This window comes from Pseudoprimorskyibacter insulae (genome assembly GCF_900302505.1).
GTDB classification, from domain to species: Bacteria; Pseudomonadota; Alphaproteobacteria; order Rhodobacterales; family Rhodobacteraceae; genus Pseudoprimorskyibacter; species Pseudoprimorskyibacter insulae.
Window position 1 is genome coordinate 376,915 of record NZ_OMOJ01000001.1, and the last position, 18,614, is coordinate 395,528.

An 18,614-nucleotide genomic window follows, 5' to 3' on the forward strand; every position below is an offset into this window, starting at 1 on the left:
TTGTTGCAGGGACTGGGGCTTTGCCCCGCATGGCCAACGGCCAAAGTGCCCTGACAGGGTATCATTAGATTGGAATGCGAAACAGGGACGCGCGGTCATATCAAAGCGGCCCCCAACATGATGACCGTGGCCAACAGACCGACGATCCAGATGTAACTGCGCCACGGCGACCAGCCAAAGACATAGGCCGGAACATAAAGCACCCGCGCCACCAGATAGAGCGCCGAGCAAAGCGCCGTCAGCCCGTTGCCCTGATCGGAATAGGTGATGACCATGACGGCAATGCCGAACAGGATCAGCCCTTCGAAATGGTTGTTCATCGCGCGTTGCAACCGGCCTGCGGTGCCCGTCAACTCGCGCGGTTCATCCCGAGGAGACAGGGCATAGCGCGTGCCGACCTGTCGCCGGGCGGTGATCGAATAGGCGATGAATTGCAGAACTTGCAGCAAGGCGGCCAAGGTCAGGGCGGTCAGTTCAGGTGTCATCTGGCGCCTCCTGCGACGGTCCATGCCTCAATCCGCTCGGGCGTCAGCAGCGCCGCGCGCCGGGCTGTGAACCAATCGTGGCAAGTGGCCTCGGCCTTGGCAATCGCGGGGATCATCCGCCAATCGGTCATCCGGCGCAGCACGGCACCGGCCTGACTGGACAGGCGCGTGACCGTCACGTCATTGCGGTTTGCCGCGCGATACCAATGGCTGCCCAGATGGTATTTGCTGTCCGATTTGCCCTGCCCATCGCCCCGGTCGTTCTTCATCAAGAAGCAATCGGCCGACCGAACGGCATAGTGATAGATCTGCGCCGATTTGGCCCGTGCCGCCGGGTGATGCGGACGAAACCGTGCCGATTTCGGATGATAAAGCGTGTGGTTATAAAGCTCGGCCCCATCCGGCGACATCACGCGCGGTGCGTCAACCAGCGGTTCCAGCGGGTTGTGATCCGTGGCACGGGCAAAGCTGGCCGCTTTGAACAGGCATTTGAACTTGGTTTCGCCGGGGACAGGGGCGCGTTCGGCGCGGGTGTTGCGTTCGATCACCATGTCACCGGGGGACCAATGGGCCACGCCGCTGTCGCCAAAGGCCCGCCACGGGATTGGCACGCAATCGGCATCGCGGGTGCGCGCAAGCAAGTCGTTCAAGCTGTCGTTCAGGTACAGAAATTCATCGCTGTCGATGTGCAACACGTGGCCAATGCCGTCGTCGCGGCACAGGCGCAGCACATGATCCATGCCAGCATCCTGCGCGGGCGTTCCTGCCGGTACGGTCTGGCGGATATGGGTGATCAGACCCTCGGCCTGAAGCGCATCCAGCAGATCGTCCGACCCGTCGGTGCAATCATTGGTCACCACGATGACGCGGTCAAAGCCTAGCCCCAGATGATAGGCCAGCCACTCCAACACGAAGATCCCTTCGTTGCGCATACATGAGGCGAGGGCGATGGTCATAGGAGGCCTCTGGCGACACGCGCGCGGGATATGCGGGAAATCATCGTCATGTCCGGTGGCGTTCGTTCGCGACGTCCTGTTTGGTGCTGGCCCCAGACAGGGGCACGTTGCGGTATTCAAATGTGGGCGCACATGGGGCGTAGCCTTTGGAAAAGGCGGGGCCGAAGCCCCGCCTGAACCGATTACAGATCCATCAGCAGGCGGCGCGGATCTTCCAGCGCTTCCTTGACGCGGACCAGGAAGGTCACGGCGCCTTTGCCGTCGACGATGCGGTGATCGTAGGACAGGGCAAGGTACATCATCGGGCGGATCTTGATTTCGCCATTGATGACCATCGGGCGGTCCTGGATCTTGTGCATGCCGAGGATACCCGACTGCGGGGGGTTCAGGATCGGCGAGGACATCAGCGAGCCATACACACCACCGTTGGAAATGGTGAATGTGCCGCCCTGCATTTCGGCCATCGACAGCTTGCCGTCACGGGCGCGGCGGCCTTTTTCCGAAATGGCTTTCTCGATCTCGGCGAAGGACATCTGATCCGTATCACGGATGACCGGAACCACCAGACCCTGCGGGGTGCCAGCGGCCACGCCCATGTGGACGAAGTTCTTGTAGACGATGTCGGTGCCGTCGATTTCGGCGTTCACTTCCGGCACTTCTTTCAGCGCGTGGCAGCAGGCCTTGGTGAAGAACGACATAAAGCCCAGACGCACGCCGTGCTTCTTTTCGAACTGGTCTTTGTACTGGTTGCGCAGGGCCATCACCTCGGTCATGTCCACCTCGTTGTAGGTGGTCAGGATCGCGGCGGTGTTCTGGGCATCCTTCAGACGCTTGGCGATGGTCTGGCGCAGACGGGTCATCTTCACGCGTTCTTCGCGGGCGGCGTCATCGGCGGCCACAGGGGCGCGCGGCGCTGCGGCAACGGGCGCAGGGGCGGCCTTGGCAGCAGCGACAGCGGCAGCAACGTCGGTCTTGGTGGCGCGGCCATCGCGGCCCGTACCGGTCACGGCGTCGCGGCTAAGGCCGGCTTCTGCCATGGCTTTTTCAGCGGCGGGGCCGTCCTTGATGTCTTTGCCAGCGGCAGGTGCAGCAGCGGCAGCAGGGGCCGGGGCAGCCGCCGGAGCGGCAGCAACAGCACCTTCGCCAGCGCTGAGGATCGCCAGCTTGGCGGTCGCATCAACGGTATCGCCTTCCTTGGCGATGATCTCGGTCAGGATGCCAGCGGCGGGCGCGGGCACTTCGACCGATACCTTGTCGGTTTCCAGCTCGCACAGCATTTCGTCCTGCGCGACGGCATCGCCAACCTTTTTGAACCAGGTCGAAACGGTGGCTTCAGTCACCGATTCACCCAAGGTCGGAACCATCACGTCAACCGATTTGGCAGCGGCAGCCGGGGCAGCAGCGGGCGCTGCGGCAGGGGCGGCGGCAGGGGCAGGCGCGGCTGCGCTTGCGCCTTCGGCGATGGTGGCCAGCAGGGCATCGACGCCAACGGTGTCACCTTCGGCGGCGATGATGTCGGCCAGCGTACCAGCGGCGGGCGACGGCACTTCGACGGTCACTTTGTCGGTTTCCAGCTCACACAGCATTTCGTCAACCGCGACGGCATCGCCGGGCTTTTTGAACCATGTTGCGACGGTGGCTTCGGTGACGGATTCGCCAAGGGTGGGGACGCGTACTTCGGTCGTCATTGGTCTCAGTTCCCTTCGATTGTCAGCGCTTCGTTCACGAGCGCCTCTTGCTGTGCTTTGTGTTGGCTGGCCAGACCCGTCGCGGGCGAGGCCGAGGTCGCCCGGCCCACATAGACCGGACGGGTGTGTTTCGCTTTGATGCGGCCCAGAACCCATTCGATGTTGGGTTCGATGAAGGTCCAGGCACCTTGGTTCTTCGGCTCTTCCTGACACCAGACCATTTCGGCCTGACTAAAGCGCTCCAGTTCCTTCACGACCGACAGGGCCGGGAACGGGTAGAACTGTTCGACGCGCAGCAGGTAAATGTCGTCGATACCGCGTGCGTCACGTTCTTCCAGCAGGTCATAGTAAACCTTGCCCGAGCACATCACGACGCGCTTGATCTCTGCATCGGGCTTCAGCTTGGTGTCCGAATGGCCCTTTTCGGCATCGTCCCACAACACGCGGTGGAAGGACGACCCAGCGGTGAAATCTTCAACATCCGAGATACACAGCTTGTGACGCAGCAGCGATTTCGGCGTCATCAGAACAAGCGGCTTGCGGAAGCTGCGGTGCAGCTGACGGCGCAGGATGTGGAAATAGTTCGCCGGGGTCGAGCAGTTGGCCACGATCCAGTTGTCCTGACCGCACATCTGCAAGAACCGCTCAAGACGCGCCGAGGAGTGTTCCGGGCCCTGACCTTCAAAGCCGTGCGGCAGAAGGCAGACAAGGCCGGACATCCGCAGCCACTTGCTTTCGCCCGAGCTGATGAACTGGTCGAACATGATTTGCGCGCCGTTGGCGAAGTCGCCGAACTGGGCTTCCCATAGGGTCAGCGCGTTCGGTTCCGCCAGCGAGTAGCCATATTCGAAGCCCAGCACCGCGTATTCCGACAGCGCCGAGTCGATGACTTCATAACGTGCCTGACCCTCGCGGATGTTGTTCAGCGGATAGTAACGCTCTTCCGTATTTTGATCGATCAGGCCCGAGTGACGCTGCGAGAAGGTGCCGCGTGTTGAATCCTGACCTGCCAGACGAACCGGATAGCCTTCGGTCAGCAGCGAGCCGAACGCCATGGCTTCGGCGGTCGCCCAATCGAAACCTTGACCGGTTTCAAACATCTGCTTGCGGTTATCCAGAAGGCGGCCAACCGTCTTGTGGATCGGGAAACCATCCGGCGCGGTTGCCAGAGCCGAGCCGATTTCCGTCAGCGTCTTGTCGCTGATCGAGGTTTTGCCGCGCTGGTACTTGCCCTGCTTCTGGCGGTCCAGATGGCTCCAACGGCCATCCAGCCAGTCGGCTTTGTTCGGTTTATAGGCTTTGCCGGATTCGAATTCTTCGTTCAGGTGCGCCTGGAAGGCGGCCTTCATGTCTTCGATTTCGCCTTCCGGGATCAGGCCATCTTGCACCAGACGTTCTGTGTACAGCGACAGGGTCGTTTTGTGGCCCTTGATCTGGTTGTACATGATCGGGTTGGTGAACATGGGCTCGTCGCCTTCGTTGTGACCGAAGCGGCGATAGCAGAAGATGTCGATGACCGCGTCCTTGCCGAACTTCTGGCGGAACTCGGTCGCGACTTTTGCGGCGTGAACCACGGCCTCGGGGTCATCCCCGTTGACGTGGAAAATCGGCGCTTCCACCACAAGGGCGTTGTCGGTCGGGTAGGGCGACGACCGCGAGAAGTGCGGTGCCGTGGTGAACCCGATCTGGTTGTTCACAACGATGTGGATGGTGCCGCCGGTGCGGTGCCCGCGCAGGCCCGACAGCGCAAAACATTCGGCCACGATGCCCTGACCGGCGAATGCCGCGTCACCGTGCAGCAGGATCGGCAGTACGGCGCGGCGTTCTGCGTCGTTCATCTGGTCCTGCTTGGCGCGGACCTTGCCCAGAACAACCGGGTTTACCGCTTCTAGGTGCGACGGGTTGGCCGTCAGCGACAGGTGAACCTTGTTGCCGTCAAATTCGCGGTCCGACGATGCACCAAGGTGGTACTTCACGTCGCCCGATCCATCGACATCCTCGGGCTTAAAGCTGCCGCCCTGGAATTCGTTGAAGATGGCGCGATAGGGCTTGCCCATCACGTTGGCCAGAACGTTCAGGCGGCCACGGTGCGGCATGCCAACGGCGATTTCCTTCACACCCAGCGCCCCGCCGCGCTTGATGATCTGTTCCATCGCCGGGATCAGGCTTTCGCCGCCGTCCAGACCAAAACGCTTGGTGCCCATGTACTTGACGTGCAAGAATTTTTCGAAGCCCTCGGCCTCAACCATCTTGTTCAGGATGGCGCGGCGACCCTCACGGGTGAAGCTGATTTCCTTGCCGTAGCCTTCGATCCGCTCTTTCAGCCATGCCGCTTGCTCGGGGTCCGAGATGTGCATGTACTGAAGCGCGAAGGTGCCGCAATAGGTGCGCTTTACGATGTCGATGATCTGGCGCAGCGTGGCGATCTGAAGGCCCAGAACGTTGTCGATAAAGATCGGACGATCCATATCGGCCTCGGTAAAGCCATAGGCTTTGGGGTCCAGTTCGGGGTGCGGTTCGCGGCCATGCAGACCCAGCGGGTCCAGATCGGCGGCCAGGTGGCCACGGATGCGGTAAGCGCGAATGATCATCAGCGCCCGGATCGAATCCAGAACAGCGCGTTGGATCACCTCATCGGAAACGGTCACGCCTTTTTCGGCGGCCTTTTCCTTGATCTTCTGACCGGCAGCTTTGGTTTCCTTGACCGGCTCTGCCCATTCCCCCGTCAGGGCCGAGGTCAGCTCATCGCTCGGAACCGGCGGCCAGTCACGGCGCAGCCACGACGGGCCCTCTGCCTCTTGTTTGACGCTGACTTCGTCGTCACCCAGCTGGCGGAAGAATTCCTGCCATGCTGCATCAACCGCGTTCGGGTCCGATGCATAGCGGGCATACATCTGTTCGAGATATTCCGCGTTGTGCCCCTGCATAAAGCTGGAAGCATGGAAGAGGTCGTTTGGGCTTTGGTCGTTCATTATAGCACCTCGGGTTTGCGGGGGGAGGCTTAGAAAGTGCAGGGCATCGCAGCGGGATGCTGCGGGCCTGCGGGCTGGGTGCATCGGGACTGCGATGCAAGATCGTCAGCCGTCGGTGCGGTCGTAAGATTGGTGGTGGCGCGGCTGACACCATAGGCATAGGCGGGCGCGATTTGCGCGCCGTTCTGCACACGTTGGTCAAATTCAGACTTGGTGATTTCGGACCATTGATTGCCGGATTGGGCAAAATAGACCTTCTGCGTTCCGCCACAAGCGGTCAGCAGGGATAGCCCGGCAATGACGGTGATCTTGGCCGACCACGTAAACATCAACTTGTCCTTTTCACCATTTGGCGTCGAAGCGTCAGGAGAGAGACCCAGACAGGGTGCCTATCGCGAGGCTTCTGGTGCGGCTAGGGCCGGGCTTTCGCCCGGCCATCGCCATGTCTTGCCTTGCGGGGCCTTGCGGCCAGCCCGTATTAGCCCAGTTCGATTGCCTTCAGAACGGCCTCGCCCAGTGTGGCGGGGCTGTCTGCAACAACGATGCCAGCCGACTTCATGGCTTCAATCTTGTCCTCGGCGCCGCCTTTGCCGCCAGCAACGATCGCGCCAGCGTGGCCCATGCGACGTCCCGGAGGGGCGGTGCGGCCAGCGATGAAACCTGCGGTCGGCTTCCAGCGGCCTTTCTTCTTCTGTTCTTTCAGGAACTCGGCGGCTTCTTCTTCTGCCGAACCACCGATTTCACCGATCATGATGATCGACTGAGTTTCATCATCGTCAAGGAACATGTCCAAAACGTCGATGTGTTCGGTGCCTTTGATCGGGTCACCGCCAATACCGACAGCAGTCGACTGGCCCAGACCGATGTCCGAGGTCTGCTTGACCGCCTCATAGGTCAGGGTGCCCGAACGCGACACAACGCCAACCGACCCACGCTTGTGGATGTGGCCCGGCATAATGCCGATCTTGCACGCATCAGGGGTGATCACGCCGGGGCAGTTCGGGCCGATCAGACGGCTGGTCGAACCTTCGAGGGCGCGCTTGACCTTCATCATGTCCAGCACCGGGATGCCTTCGGTGATGCAAACGATCAGTTCCATTTCCGCGTCGATCGCTTCGAGGATCGAGTCAGCCGCGAAGGGCGGCGGAACATAGATCACCGAGGCGTTGGCTTCGGTCACGGCCTTGGCTTCGTGAACCGAGTTGAACACGGGCAGGCTCAGGTGCGTCTGACCGCCCTTGCCGGGGGTCACACCGCCAACCATTTTGGTGCCGTATGCGATTGCCTGTTCCGAGTGGAAGGTACCCTGCGAGCCGGTGAAGCCCTGACAGATGACTTTGGTGTTTTCGTCGATAAGAACTGCCATTGTCTTAGCCCTTCACAGCTTTCACGATTTTCTCGGCGCCGTCGCTGAGGTTGTCAGCGGCGATGACGTTCAGGCCAGAGGTGTTGATGATCTCTTTGCCTTTTTCCACGTTGGTGCCTTCAAGGCGCACAACCAGCGGAACCTGCAAGCCGACTTCTTTGACAGCCGAAACCACGCCCTCTGCGATCACGTCGCAGCGCATGATGCCGCCGAAGATGTTCACCAGGATGCCTTTGACGTTCGGGTCCGAGGTGATGATCTTGAAGGCTTCAGTCACTTTCTCTTTGGTGGCGCCGCCACCAACATCGAGGAAGTTTGCCGGCTCAGCGCCGTACAGCTTGATGATGTCCATGGTGGCCATCGCCAGACCTGCGCCGTTCACCATACAACCGATTTCACCGTCCAGAGCGATGTAGTTCAGGTCATACTTCGATGCGGCCAGTTCCTTGGGGTCTTCCTCGGTCTCGTCGCGCAGTTCGGCGACGTCTGCCTGACGATACATGGCGTTGCCATCAAAGCCCAGCTTGGCGTCCAGAACCTTCAGCTCGTTGCCGGGCATGACGATCAGCGGGTTGATTTCCAGCATCTCCATGTCCTTCTCGGTGAAGGCTTTGTAGAGGATGCCCATCAGCTTGACGCACTGCTTGACGGCTGCGCCTTCCAGACCCAGCGCAAATGCGATGCGGCGGCCATGGTAGGCCTGGTAACCCGTTGCCGGATCAACCGAGAACGACAGGATCTTTTCCGGGGTCGAAGCGGCGACTTCTTCGATGTCCATGCCGCCTTCGGTCGAACAAACGAACGAAATGCGCGACGACTGACGATCGACCAGAAGGGCCAGATACAGTTCGCGTTCAATGTCCGAACCGTCTTCGATGTAGATGCGGTTGACCTGCTTGCCTGCCGGACCGGTCTGATGCGTGACCAGCGTGCGGCCCAGCATCTTCTTGGCTTCTGCGGCGGCTTCTTCAACCGACTTGGCAAGACGGACACCGCCTTTTTCACCGGCGTCGGCTTCCTTGAACGTGCCCTTGCCGCGACCACCTGCGTGGATCTGGGCCTTGACCACCCAAAGCGGGCCGTCCAGTTCCCCTGCGGCGGACTTGGCATCTTCTGCCTTGAGGACCACGCGGCCATCGGACACCGGAGCGCCGTAGCTGCGCAGCAGGGCTTTCGCCTGATATTCGTGGATGTTCATTGGATAAACCGTCCCGTTTTGCTGCGATTGCGTTGGGTATGACAGGCATACTAATCACTGTTAAACGAATTTTTGACTGACGGTCTTAATTTTACGGGTATTTCGTCATTTGTGATCACAGAATTTTTTGGTGTGATCACAAGCGCCTTTCGCTTTGGCATCCGTTTGCGATAACCGATTCGTTTCGCGTCAAGCCTATGGCAGCCATTGGATTCCGATTTTGGCTGCCGGACCACAGCTTGGAGTTTCCACAGGCAAACATGCCTTTCAGAGTAGCAATTTCGGCCAATCTGACCTGCGGTCGCAAAACGCTGCGGGGATAAGCCCATCCCCGCCGGGGCGCTAAAATGAAAAGGGCCCGGAGATCCGAGCCCTTTCCGAAACCTGGTGCCGTGGCTTATGCCAGCGAGCCGTCGATGGCTTTGCACGCCTCGACCAGACCCTTCACAGCGTCGACCGACTTGTCGAACATTTCCTGCTCTTCTTTGTTGAGCTTGATGTTCACAACCTTTTCGACACCGCCAGCGCCGATCACGGTCGGAACGCCAACATACATGTCGTTCACGCCGATTTCGCCGTCGCAATACGCTGCGCAGGGCAGAACGCGCTTTTGGTCTTTCAGATAGGCTTCGGCCATTTCGATCGCCGAGGTCGCCGGAGCGTAATAGGCCGAACCGGTCTTCAGCAGGCCAACGATTTCTGCGCCACCGTCACGGGTGCGCTGAACCATTGCGTCCAGTTTCTCTTGCGTGGTCCAACCCATTTCGATCAGGTCGGGCAGCGGGATACCGGCAACGGTCGAGTAACGAACCGACGGCACCATGGTGTCGCCGTGGCCGCCCAGAACGAAGGCGGTGACGTCACGCATCGATACGTTGAATTCTTCGGCCAGGAAGTGACGGAAGCGCGCCGAGTCCAGAACGCCAGCCATGCCGCAGACCTTGTTGGTCGGCAGGCCCGAGAACTTTTGCAGCGCCCAAACCATCGCGTCCAGCGGGTTGGTGATGCAGATCACGAATGCGTCGGGTGCGTGTGCTGCGATGCCTTCGCCAACCGACTTCATAACCTTCAGGTTGATGCCCAGAAGGTCGTCGCGGCTCATGCCCGGCTTACGGGCAACACCGGCGGTGACGATGCAGACGTCGGCGCCCGCGATGTCCTCATAGGACTGGGTGCCCTTCATCTTCGCATCAAAGCCTTCAGACGGGCCGGATTCTGCGATGTCGAGGGCTTTGCCTTCAGGCAGGCCTTCTGCGATGTCGAACAGAACAACGTCGCCGAGTTCTTTGATGGCGGCTAGGTGGGCAAGGGTGCCACCGATGTTTCCCGCGCCGATCAGGGCAATCTTGGGTCTGGCCATGGAATTTCTCTCCGGTCCGTGATGAAACTGGCGCATGGGGTAAGCCTTTGAAGCGATTGGCGCAAGAGTGCCGCACTGCGGCAGAACGCGGAATTTTTGTGCAGTCCGGCGCTAACGGTTAGAAAAATGCAACAATCCCAGTGTTTTGCGGAAGGCGGACGCGGTGCTTGATAACGTCACTTTCTTATTGGCGGCCGTTCCAGCGGTGCTGATTGCGGGGATTTCGAAGGGTGGCTTCGGGTCTGGCGCATCATTCGTGTCGGTGACGATTCTGGCTTTGGTGCTTCCGCCCGCCGCAGCATTGGGTCTGATGTTGCCGCTTTTGATCGTGATGGATCTGACCAGCCTGCGACCCTATTGGAAGCGTTGGAGCAATCGCGATGCGGTCATTTTGATCTTGGCGTCGGTGCCGGGAATTGTGATCGGCGCGGCGCTGCTTAGCCGGGCTTCGCCGGATGTGGTGCGGCTGCTGATCGGCGGGATCAGCATTGCCTTCGTCGCCTACCAACTTTGGCCGCGCCGGGCGCAACGGGAGGACAAGCCCTGGCCTGTTTGGGTTGGTGTTCTGGCGGGCGCTGTGGCGGGGTTTACCAGTTTCATCAGTCATGCAGGCGGGCCGGTGACAGCGGTGTATCTGTTACGTCAAAAGCTGGATAAGACCACCTATCAGGCGACGACGGTGATCGTGTTCTTCGCAATCAACCTGTTGAAATTGGGCTTTTACGCGGGCTTGGGCCTATTTTCCCTAAGCGCGGTTGCAGACATTGCCCTGCTGGCGCCTGTGGCCATTGCTGGCACTTGGATCGGCGTTAGGGCGCATTTTCTGATGCCCGAACGGTGGTTCTTTGTGCTGACCTATGTGTTGCTGTTGGCGACAGGGGCCAAACTGATGTTCGATGGGCTGACCTAGGCGTCCATGTCCATGGTTGCGGCGGTTTTGGCCATCGCCTCATACGATTGTCCGCTGGCCACAAGACAGGTCATTCCATCGGGCTGCGTGACGGTGATCGTCCAACTGCCGGTGATGTCAGAGGCGAACACCTCCATCATCGAATTGTCATGGCCAAGCCCAATCGAACGCCGCGTTTCCCCGTAGGTTTGGGCCAATCGTTCCACAACCTGCGCCCGGTCGGCGCAATTGGTGGTATCGGCGGTGGCCTCCACTGGCGTGCCGACAAGGGCGCAGGTGGCGATGATCGCGCCGGGTTTCGCAAATGTCATGTCTTCACCCTTCACTGGTGGCGCCCATGGGCGCGGATGGTGGCTGCGGCGCTAAAGTTGCCGCAGCGTCATACCCGCCTGAGGTGCAAGAAGGATGCCGGATCAAATGCTGAAAAATGGTTAACGCGGCATTTACCGTAATGCCCCATAGGTTTTTTCTGCGTTGCGGCAAATTTGGGCTTGAAGTTTTCGGGCAAAAATGCCCCTCTCTGCGCAACATTATTACTCGGAGAGACTCACATGGACATGCGCGCGCGCCCCTATCGCTCGGTTCTCTATATCCCCGGTTCGAAAGAGCGGGCCTTGGAAAAGGCCAAGACGCTGGCCGTGGATGCGATCATCTTTGACCTTGAAGATGCGGTTGCCGTCGATGAAAAGCCCGCCGCGCGTGAAACCTTGAAGGCGGCGCTGGCCGCTGGCGGCTATGGCAACCGTGTGCGCTTGGTGCGCATCAACGGTCTTGATACCGAATGGGGCGAGGCCGACGCCAAAGCCGCCGCCGAGATGGATTGCGACGCCGTTCTGCTGCCCAAGGTCGAAAGCACCGCGCAGCTTGATGCGCTGGCCGCGTTGATTGGCGACAAACCGATCTGGGCGATGATGGAGACCCCGCGCGGCATCATGAATGCCGCCGCCATCGCCGCGCATCCGCGCATGGCGGGCTTTGTGATGGGCACCAACGATCTGGCCAAAGAACTGCAATGCCGCTTCCGCGCGGACCGTCTGCCGATGATGACCTCGCTTCAGTTGTGCCTGCTGGCCGCCAAGGCCGAGGGTATCGTTATCGTCGATGGCGTCTATAACGCATTTAAGGATGACGAGGGCCTGAAAGCCGAATGCGATCAGGGTCGTGATCTGGGCATGGACGGTAAAACGCTGATCCATCCGGCGCAGGTTGATGTGGCGAACGCCGCCTATGCCCCGACCGATGCCGAAGTTGACCTGGCCCGCCGCCAGATCGCCGCGTTCGAGGCCGCCGAGGCCGAAGGGCAGGGCGTGGCCGTTGTCGATGGGAAAATCGTCGAAAACCTACACGTTGTCACCGCACGAGAGATTCTGGCAAAGTCGGAGGCAATCCAGTCCCTCTCAGCGGAGTAAGTTCCCATGATTCTTCTTGTCCTTGGCGTGGCCCTGTGGGCCGCAGCACATCTTTGCAAACGCTTGATGCCCGAACGCCGCGCGGCGATGGGTGACAAGGGCAAGGGAATCGTCGCGCTTGCGCTGGCGGTGTCCATCCTGCTGATGATCTTCGGCTATCGCTCTGTCGGAGAGATCTTTGTTTGGTCGCCGCCTTCTTTCATGGTCCACATCAACAACACGTTGATGGTGATCGCGCTCTACCTGACCAGCCCCGGGCCCAAGAAGGGCGCTTTGTTTTACAAAATGCGCCACCCGATGCTTGCCGGCTTCGGCCTGTGGTGTCTGGCGCACCTGTTGGTGAATGGCGATCTGGCCTCGATCATCCTGTGGGGCGGTCTGTGGGCTTGGGCGATTGCCTCGGTCAAGATCATCAACGCAGCCGAGCCGAACTGGACACCCGGCCCGAAAGGCTCGATTTCTAAGGACGCGATGTTCTTTGTCGCCTCGATCGTCCTGTTGGGTGTGATCGGGTTCATCCACGGCCTGATCGGGCCGTCGCCATTTCCGGGGTAAGCCATGAAAGCCTATCGTTTTCTCACCGCCGACGACACGTCGGCCTTCTGTCACAAGGTCACCGAAGCCCTGAACAAAGGCTGGGAACTGCATGGCAGCCCGTCCTATGCGTTTGACGCCGCCAATGGTGTGATGCGCTGCGGTCAGGCCGTCGTGAAAGACGCCGAGGGCGAATATACGCCGGAGACCAAACTAGGAGTACTCTAACCATGGCCAAGACCAATCCGGGCCGGTTCTTTGAAGATTACACCGTCGGTCAAGTGATCGACCATGCCGTGCCTAGAACGGTCTCGGGCGGAGAGCGGGCGCTGTATCATGCGCTCTATCCCGCCCGCCATGCGCTCTATTCCTCTGACGAGTTTGCGCGGGCCTCGGGCCTGCCGGCCTCGCCCATCGACGATCTGGCCGCCTTCCACGTGGTGTTCGGCAAGACCGTGCCGGATGTGTCGCTGAACGCCGTCGCCAACCTTGGCTATGCCGAGGGGCGTTGGCTGAAGCCGGTCTATGCGGGCGATACGCTGCGCTCGACGTCCGAAGTGATCGGTCTCAAGCAGAACTCCAACGGCAAAACCGGCGTTGTTTATGTGCGCATCAAGGGCATCAATCAGAACGACGAAGTCGTGATGGAATATGTGCGCTGGGTGATGGTGCGGAAGAACAATATCGACGCCCCCGCGCCTGAGGCGGTGGTACCTGATCTGAAACAGGTTCTGTCGGTCGAAGATCTGGTGATCCCCGAAGGGCTGGATTTCAGCAACTACGATTTCACCCTCGCGGGTGAGCCGCACCGCTGGGGAGATTATGAGGTGGGCGAGACCATCGACCATGTGGACGGTGTGACCATCGAAGAAGCGGAACACATGATCGCGACGCGCCTGTGGCAGAACACCGCCAAGGTGCATTTCGACCTGACCTTCCGCCCCGATGGCCGCCTGATCTATGGCGGGCATGTCATCTCGATGGCGCGCGCGCTCAGCTTTAACGGCCTCGCCAATGCGCAGATGATCGTGGGCCTGAACGGCGGTGCCCATGCCAACCCGTGCTTTGCGGGCGATACGGTGAAATGCTGGACCGAGGTTCTGGACAAAGCCGAAACCGGCGCGCCGGGCGTGGGGGCGATCCGCCTGCGTCTGGTGGCCACCAAGGGCGGCGAGCCGTTTGTCCTGAAGGGCGAGAACGGCAAATACGACCCCAACGTTCTGCTGGACCTCGACTACTGGGCCTTGATGCCAATGTGATCCAATTGAGTGCGGGGCAGCGGCCCCGCACGCTTGATACCTCGTGCCCCGCTGATGCGGGGCGCTCGGGCCGTGAAATTCAAAACGCTTGCGAAATGGTCCGATCTTGCCGCAAATGGGCCTATGAAACATTGGCTGATCTTAGCGGCAATGCTGGCGGCGCCCGTCCATGCGGATGAGGCAGAAGACGCCTTTGTTGACGCAAACCTTCTGAGCATCTTCTATCATGAATTGGGCCACGCGATGATCGACGTGCTGGCCCTGCCGGTGTTCGGGCAGGAAGAAGATGCGGCAGACGTGGCCTCTATTCTGTTGATCGATGTGCTTTGGGATGCCGAAAGCGCGCTGGATCTGGCCTATGATGCCTCATTCGGATTTGCCGCCGAAGCGATGGAGCAGAGTGAAGCCGAGGATGTGGCCTTTTGGGATGTGCACGGGCCAGACCAGCAGCGGTTCTTCAACACCGTCTGCCTGTTCTATGGCGCGGACCCCGAAGGCCGGGCCGATTTCGCCGAGGACATGGATCTGCCCGAGGAGCGGGCAGAGACCTGCGAAGAAGAATTCGATCTGGCCAATGAAAGCTGGGGGCCGATCTGGGATGAGTTGGCCACTGAAAACGGCAGCCTTCTGGGATTTGAGGCCGCAGCGGGGGCGACCTATAGCGCGGGGGTCATCGGGGCCGAGGTTGAGGCGCTGAACGCGCAATTCCACTGGCCGCAGGCCCTGCTGGTTGAGACGGATACCTGTGATGAGCCGAACGCCTTCTACGATCCGAGCCGCCTTGCGATCACAATTTGCGAGGAGTTTGAGCCGTACTTGCGGCAGCTGTATCGTGATTGGGCCGATTAACCCACGCGCGAGTCGCTGAATCGGGGCATAAACGCTGTTAGCGCAATTTTTGTGATCACTGAAAATGCTACTGTGATCACAAGTTTCAGAAAATCGCAAAATTGCGCCAAAAAACCACAGATCAGTGTCGTTAGCACAGGTGACAGACCGAAAAAATTCACTATTACGGACTTAAGGGAACCGAAAGGACAGACAAATGGCCGACGTGAACCGGGGCAACCGCCCGCTCTCGCCCTTCATGCTGGGCAAGTATTACAGGTTTCAGCTTAACTCCGTGACTTCGATCCTCACGCGGATTACCGGCAATGCGATGCTGGTGGCGGCGCTGATGATCGTCTGGTGGCTGCTGGCCGCCGCAACCTCGGCTGAGTATTTCGCGCTCGCCGATTATGTGCTGACCAGCTACCTTGGCGATCTGGTGCTGTTTCTGTCGCTTTGGGGCATGTGGTATCACCTGCTGGCTGGCGTGCGTCACCTGATCTGGGACGCGGCCATTGGCCTTGACGTTCCGACCGCGACCAAGCTGGGCTATGCCGTCGTTGGCGGATCGCTCTTCTTCACCCTGTTCACCGTGGCAATCATCTAAGGAGCGCGCATCATGGCATTTCTGACTGACCGCAAACGCGCAACGGGCTGGGGCAGCGCCAAGAAAGGCACTGAGCATTTCTGGTCTATGAAGGTGACCTCGGTTGCCCTGCTGGTTCTGATCCCGCTGTTCATGTTCAACTTCGGTTCGATCCTTGGCGCGGACTATGACACCGTTCTGGCCCACTACAGCCGTCCGTACCCTGCCATTCTGGCAGCGCTGACGCTGATCGTTGGGTTCAAGCATTTCAACTTGGGCTTTCAAGTCCTGATCGAGGATTACGTGCATGGCGCGTGGGAAAAGATCCTGATCATCGGCATGACATGCCTTAGCTATGGCGCCGCGGCCGTGGGTGTGTTCGCCCTGGCCAAGCTGGCCCTTTAAGACCTGGAGACACGACAAATGGCTGCATACGAATACGAGACGCATGAATATGACGTCGTGGTCGTCGGTGCCGGTGGCGCCGGTCTGCGCGCAACGCTGGGCATGGCCGAACAGGGCCTGCGAACGGCTTGTGTGACCAAGGTGTTCCCGACCCGCTCGCACACGGTTGCGGCGCAGGGCGGTATCGCCGCATCGCTGGGCAATATGGGCCCGGACAGCTGGCAGTGGCACATGTACGACACCGTCAAGGGGTCGGACTGGCTGGGTGACACCGACGCGATGGAATATCTGGCGCGCGAAGCCCCCAAAGCCGTGTACGAGCTGGAGCACTACGGCGTTCCGTTCAGCCGGACTGAAGAAGGCAAGATCTACCAGCGCCCGTTCGGTGGCCACACCACCGAATTCGGTGAAGGTCCGCCCGTGCAGCGCACCTGCGCCGCGGCTGACCGTACCGGCCACGCCATTCTGCACACGCTTTATGGCCAGTCGCTGAAGAACAACGCCGAATTCTACATCGAATATTTCGCGATTGACCTGATCATGAGCGAAGACGGCCAGTGCCAAGGTGTAGTCTGCTGGAAGCTGGACGACGGCACCATGCACGTCTTCAACGCCAAGATGGTCGTTTTGGCCACCGGCGGCTATGGCCGCGCCTATTTCAGCGCGACCTCGGCCCACACCTGCACCGGCGACGGTGGCGGCATGGTGGCCCGTGCGGGTCTGGCGCTTCAGGATATGGAATTCGTTCAGTTTCACCCGACCGGCATCTATGGCTCGGGCTGTCTGATCACCGAAGGCGCACGCGGGGAAGGCGGTTATCTGACCAACTCCGAAGGTGAACGTTTCATGGAACGTTACGCGCCGAACTACAAAGACCTCGCGCCGCGTGACTATGTTTCGCGCTCCATGACCATGGAGATCCGCGAAGGTCGCGGTGTGGGTGAACATGGCGATCACATCCACCTGAACCTGTCGCACCTTCCTGCCGCTGCACTGGCCGAACGCCTGCCGGGCATTTCGGAATCGGCGAAGATCTTTGCCGGTGTTGACGTGACCAAGGAACCGATCCCGGTTCTGCCGACGGTTCACTACAACATGGGCGGCATTCCGACCAACTACTGGGGCGAAGTGCTGAACCCGACCGCCGACAATCCGACCGCCGTTGTGCCGGGCCTGATGGCTGCGGGCGAAGCGGGCTGTGCCTCGGTGCACGGTGCCAACCGTCTGGGCTCGAACTCGCTGATCGACCTCGTGGTCTTTGGCCGCGCCGCCTCGATCCGCGCAGGTCAGGTCGTCGACAAAGACGCGCCGAACCCGACGCTGAACCAAGCCTCCATCGACAAGGCGTTCGACCGCTTTGACGCGGCCCGCAACGCCAAGGGCGGTATCCCGACGGCGGATCTGCGCCTTGAGATGCAGCGCACCATGCAGTCTGACGCTGCCGTGTTCCGCACCTCCAAGACGCTGGCCGAAGGCGTTGAGAAGATGACCGCGATCGCCGCCAAAATGGACGATCTGAAAGTCACCGACCGCAGCCTCGTCTGGAACAGCGACCTGATGGAAACGCTGGAACTGACGAACCTGATGCCGAACGCACTGGCGACCATCGTTGGCGCCGAAGCGCGTAAGGAATCCCGTGGTGCACATGCCCACGAAGATTTCACCGCGCGTGACGACGACAAATGGCGCGTTCACACCATCAGCCGCGTCGAAGGCAACAAGGTGGATCTGACCTATCGTCCGGTCATCCTTGATCCGCTGACGACCGAGGCCGAAGGCGGCATCAGCCTGAAGACTATCGCGCCCAAAGCGCGGACGTTCTGATATTGCGAGGGGCGGGACGACCGCCCCTTTAGCTTACCTTGCGGGACCGGGCCTTGCGCCATTTCCGTTTCAGGTAAGTCAGCGAAAACAAGCTGCTGATTGGGCGGCGGGCGGCCTTGCCACGGGTCGCTTCCAACGATGAAGGTGTAACAGCGTGAGGCGGATGGCCCACAACTTCGGGAACAATGGCGAAAGCCCCATGATCGGACAGATCAAGGGGCCAATCGGCTTTGTGTCGAACCGGGGTTTGGGATGCGATCAGCGCCTTGGCAAAACCGCGCCCCATCGTGTAGCCCACCGTCATGAAGGCCGACATGGCCAGCCGGTAGGCCGCGCCATCCGCACCCGGAACGGCAATGCCGTTGCCCATCACGCGGGCATTCAGGTGGTGCAGCATCAGCATCGGCGCGGCTTTGTAGCCCTGCGCGGCAATGAAGCGGTGCAAACGGTCGTCAATGATCGCGTCGTCTTCCAGAATGATCGCCCAGTCGCTGCCCGAGGCCAGAAAGTCTTCGGCCATCAGGCGATGCCCCAAGGCGCAGGCAAATTCGCCGTTGCTCAGGGCGCGGCGCTCGATCTGCGCGGCGCCATCGCGGTCAAGCATGGCCTCAAACCGCTTGGGAAATCCGTCGCGGCCATCGACAGCATCGAACAAGATCACGGTCACGCCCAAAGCCTCAAGGTTCAGGGCGGCCAGATCAGCGGCAATGCTGGCGCGGCGCGGGTTTCTGTCTTTCAGGCTGAGAACATAAAGGCGCACATCGTCTGGCATTCGTCAGCCCTTTCCACAATTCACACTTCCGCTAGCATAGTTCCGACTCTCGGAAAAGCGGC

General features: G+C 60.3%; 19 protein-coding genes. 9 read left to right on the plus strand and 10 right to left on the minus strand.

Features of this window, described 5'->3' with window-relative positions:
• Positions 1-95 precede the first annotated feature (95 nt).
• The 8 genes from PRI8871_RS02010 to mdh all read right to left on the minus strand — a co-directional run bounded on the left by PRI8871_RS02010 (position 96) and on the right by mdh (position 10,025).
• Positions 96-485 carry an MAPEG family protein gene (locus tag PRI8871_RS02010; RefSeq protein ID WP_108884503.1) on the minus strand — a complete coding sequence of 130 codons (390 nt, stop codon included), beginning with the start codon at positions 483-485 and terminating at the stop codon, positions 96-98.
• Positions 482-1,441, minus strand: a complete 960-nt coding sequence (locus PRI8871_RS02015) for a glycosyltransferase family 2 protein (RefSeq protein ID WP_108884504.1) — start codon at positions 1,439-1,441, stop codon at positions 482-484. Before PRI8871_RS02015 ends, PRI8871_RS02010 begins: the two co-directional genes overlap by 4 nt.
• 182 nt (positions 1,442-1,623) lie before the next feature.
• On the minus strand, positions 1,624-3,129 hold the full coding sequence (odhB, locus tag PRI8871_RS02020) for a 2-oxoglutarate dehydrogenase complex dihydrolipoyllysine-residue succinyltransferase (RefSeq protein ID WP_108884505.1): 1,506 nt from the start codon (positions 3,127-3,129) through the stop codon (positions 1,624-1,626).
• A gap of 5 nt (positions 3,130-3,134) precedes the next feature.
• Positions 3,135-6,101 carry a 2-oxoglutarate dehydrogenase E1 component gene (locus tag PRI8871_RS02025; protein ID WP_108884506.1) on the minus strand — a complete coding sequence of 989 codons (2,967 nt, stop codon included), beginning with the start codon at positions 6,099-6,101 and terminating at the stop codon, positions 3,135-3,137.
• A gap of 29 nt (positions 6,102-6,130) precedes the next feature.
• Positions 6,131-6,430 (minus strand): hypothetical protein, encoded by a 300-nt coding sequence (locus PRI8871_RS02030; RefSeq protein ID WP_108884507.1) that lies wholly within the window; start codon positions 6,428-6,430, stop codon positions 6,131-6,133.
• Between the two features lie 149 nt (positions 6,431-6,579).
• Entirely contained in the window at positions 6,580-7,467 is an 888-nt protein-coding gene (sucD, locus tag PRI8871_RS02035; protein WP_108884508.1) for a succinate--CoA ligase subunit alpha, read from the minus strand.
• Between the two features lie 4 nt (positions 7,468-7,471).
• Positions 7,472-8,665 (minus strand): ADP-forming succinate--CoA ligase subunit beta, encoded by a 1,194-nt coding sequence (gene sucC, locus PRI8871_RS02040; protein ID WP_108884509.1) that lies wholly within the window; start codon positions 8,663-8,665, stop codon positions 7,472-7,474.
• Between the two features lie 397 nt (positions 8,666-9,062).
• Complete coding sequence (gene mdh, locus PRI8871_RS02045) at positions 9,063-10,025, minus strand: malate dehydrogenase (RefSeq protein ID WP_108884510.1); 963 nt, start codon at positions 10,023-10,025, stop codon at positions 9,063-9,065.
• A gap of 145 nt (positions 10,026-10,170) precedes the next feature.
• On the opposite strand from mdh, the gene PRI8871_RS02050 reads away from it, so the two are divergent.
• Complete coding sequence (locus tag PRI8871_RS02050; protein WP_245897748.1) at positions 10,171-10,935, plus strand: sulfite exporter TauE/SafE family protein; 765 nt, start codon at positions 10,171-10,173, stop codon at positions 10,933-10,935.
• Here the strand turns inward: PRI8871_RS02050 and PRI8871_RS02055 are convergent.
• A complete protein-coding gene (locus tag PRI8871_RS02055; RefSeq protein ID WP_108884512.1) occupies positions 10,932-11,246 on the minus strand; it encodes a hypothetical protein in 315 nt (104 codons plus the stop codon). The genes PRI8871_RS02050 and PRI8871_RS02055 overlap by 4 nt on opposite strands.
• A gap of 240 nt (positions 11,247-11,486) precedes the next feature.
• Here PRI8871_RS02055 and PRI8871_RS02060 point away from each other — a divergent pair, with 240 nt between their 5' ends.
• The 8 genes from PRI8871_RS02060 (at position 11,487) to sdhA (ending at position 17,780) form a co-directional block, all read left to right on the plus strand.
• Entirely contained in the window at positions 11,487-12,344 is an 858-nt protein-coding gene (locus PRI8871_RS02060; RefSeq protein ID WP_108884513.1) for an HpcH/HpaI aldolase/citrate lyase family protein, read from the plus strand.
• 6 nt (positions 12,345-12,350) lie between these two features.
• Complete coding sequence (locus PRI8871_RS02065) at positions 12,351-12,899, plus strand: NnrU family protein (protein WP_108884514.1); 549 nt, start codon at positions 12,351-12,353, stop codon at positions 12,897-12,899.
• Positions 12,900-12,902: 3 nt separating this feature from the next.
• Entirely contained in the window at positions 12,903-13,106 is a 204-nt protein-coding gene (locus PRI8871_RS02070; protein ID WP_108884515.1) for a DUF1737 domain-containing protein, read from the plus strand.
• 2 nt (positions 13,107-13,108) lie between these two features.
• Positions 13,109-14,137, plus strand: coding sequence for a MaoC family dehydratase (locus PRI8871_RS02075; protein ID WP_108884516.1), 1,029 nt, complete (start codon positions 13,109-13,111; stop codon positions 14,135-14,137).
• 123 nt (positions 14,138-14,260) lie between these two features.
• Complete coding sequence (locus tag PRI8871_RS02080; RefSeq protein WP_108885178.1) at positions 14,261-14,986, plus strand: DUF4344 domain-containing metallopeptidase; 726 nt, start codon at positions 14,261-14,263, stop codon at positions 14,984-14,986.
• Between the two features lie 196 nt (positions 14,987-15,182).
• Positions 15,183-15,572: a succinate dehydrogenase, cytochrome b556 subunit gene (gene sdhC / locus PRI8871_RS02085; protein ID WP_108884517.1), complete on the plus strand. Its 390-nt coding sequence runs from the start codon at positions 15,183-15,185 to the stop codon at positions 15,570-15,572.
• 12 nt (positions 15,573-15,584) lie between these two features.
• Positions 15,585-15,956, plus strand: a complete 372-nt coding sequence (gene sdhD, locus PRI8871_RS02090) for a succinate dehydrogenase, hydrophobic membrane anchor protein (protein ID WP_108884518.1) — start codon at positions 15,585-15,587, stop codon at positions 15,954-15,956.
• Positions 15,957-15,974: 18 nt separating this feature from the next.
• Positions 15,975-17,780 (plus strand): succinate dehydrogenase flavoprotein subunit, encoded by a 1,806-nt coding sequence (sdhA, locus tag PRI8871_RS02095; protein ID WP_108884519.1) that lies wholly within the window; start codon positions 15,975-15,977, stop codon positions 17,778-17,780.
• A 28-nt stretch (positions 17,781-17,808) separates the two neighbouring features.
• Here the strand turns inward: sdhA and PRI8871_RS02100 are convergent, their stop codons facing one another.
• A complete protein-coding gene (locus PRI8871_RS02100) occupies positions 17,809-18,552 on the minus strand; it encodes a glycosyltransferase family 25 protein (RefSeq protein WP_108884520.1) in 744 nt (247 codons plus the stop codon).
• Positions 18,553-18,614: the final 62 nt, after the last annotated feature.

Excerpts from the sequence above, each read along its gene's own strand:
- PRI8871_RS02010 (WP_108884503.1), bottom strand. The coding sequence starts at position 485 with ATGACACCTGAACTGACCGCCCTGACCTTGGCCGCCTTGCTGCAAGTT.
- PRI8871_RS02015 (WP_108884504.1), bottom strand. The coding sequence starts at position 1,441 with ATGACCATCGCCCTCGCCTCATGTATGCGCAACGAAGGGATCTTCGTG.
- odhB (WP_108884505.1), bottom strand. The coding sequence starts at position 3,129 with ATGACGACCGAAGTACGCGTCCCCACCCTTGGCGAATCCGTCACCGAA.
- PRI8871_RS02025 (WP_108884506.1), bottom strand. The coding sequence starts at position 6,101 with ATGAACGACCAAAGCCCAAACGACCTCTTCCATGCTTCCAGCTTTATG.
- PRI8871_RS02030 (WP_108884507.1), bottom strand. The coding sequence starts at position 6,430 with ATGTTTACGTGGTCGGCCAAGATCACCGTCATTGCCGGGCTATCCCTG.
- sucD (WP_108884508.1), bottom strand. The coding sequence starts at position 7,467 with ATGGCAGTTCTTATCGACGAAAACACCAAAGTCATCTGTCAGGGCTTC.
- sucC (WP_108884509.1), bottom strand. The coding sequence starts at position 8,665 with ATGAACATCCACGAATATCAGGCGAAAGCCCTGCTGCGCAGCTACGGC.
- mdh (WP_108884510.1), bottom strand. The coding sequence starts at position 10,025 with ATGGCCAGACCCAAGATTGCCCTGATCGGCGCGGGAAACATCGGTGGC.
- PRI8871_RS02055 (WP_108884512.1), bottom strand. The coding sequence starts at position 11,246 with ATGACATTTGCGAAACCCGGCGCGATCATCGCCACCTGCGCCCTTGTC.
- PRI8871_RS02060 (WP_108884513.1), top strand. The coding sequence starts at position 11,487 with ATGGACATGCGCGCGCGCCCCTATCGCTCGGTTCTCTATATCCCCGGT.
- PRI8871_RS02065 (WP_108884514.1), top strand. The coding sequence starts at position 12,351 with ATGATTCTTCTTGTCCTTGGCGTGGCCCTGTGGGCCGCAGCACATCTT.
- PRI8871_RS02070 (WP_108884515.1), top strand. The coding sequence starts at position 12,903 with ATGAAAGCCTATCGTTTTCTCACCGCCGACGACACGTCGGCCTTCTGT.
- PRI8871_RS02075 (WP_108884516.1), top strand. The coding sequence starts at position 13,109 with ATGGCCAAGACCAATCCGGGCCGGTTCTTTGAAGATTACACCGTCGGT.
- PRI8871_RS02080 (WP_108885178.1), top strand. The coding sequence starts at position 14,261 with ATGAAACATTGGCTGATCTTAGCGGCAATGCTGGCGGCGCCCGTCCAT.
- sdhC (WP_108884517.1), top strand. The coding sequence starts at position 15,183 with ATGGCCGACGTGAACCGGGGCAACCGCCCGCTCTCGCCCTTCATGCTG.
- sdhD (WP_108884518.1), top strand. The coding sequence starts at position 15,585 with ATGGCATTTCTGACTGACCGCAAACGCGCAACGGGCTGGGGCAGCGCC.
- sdhA (WP_108884519.1), top strand. The coding sequence starts at position 15,975 with ATGGCTGCATACGAATACGAGACGCATGAATATGACGTCGTGGTCGTC.
- PRI8871_RS02100 (WP_108884520.1), bottom strand. The coding sequence starts at position 18,552 with ATGCCAGACGATGTGCGCCTTTATGTTCTCAGCCTGAAAGACAGAAAC.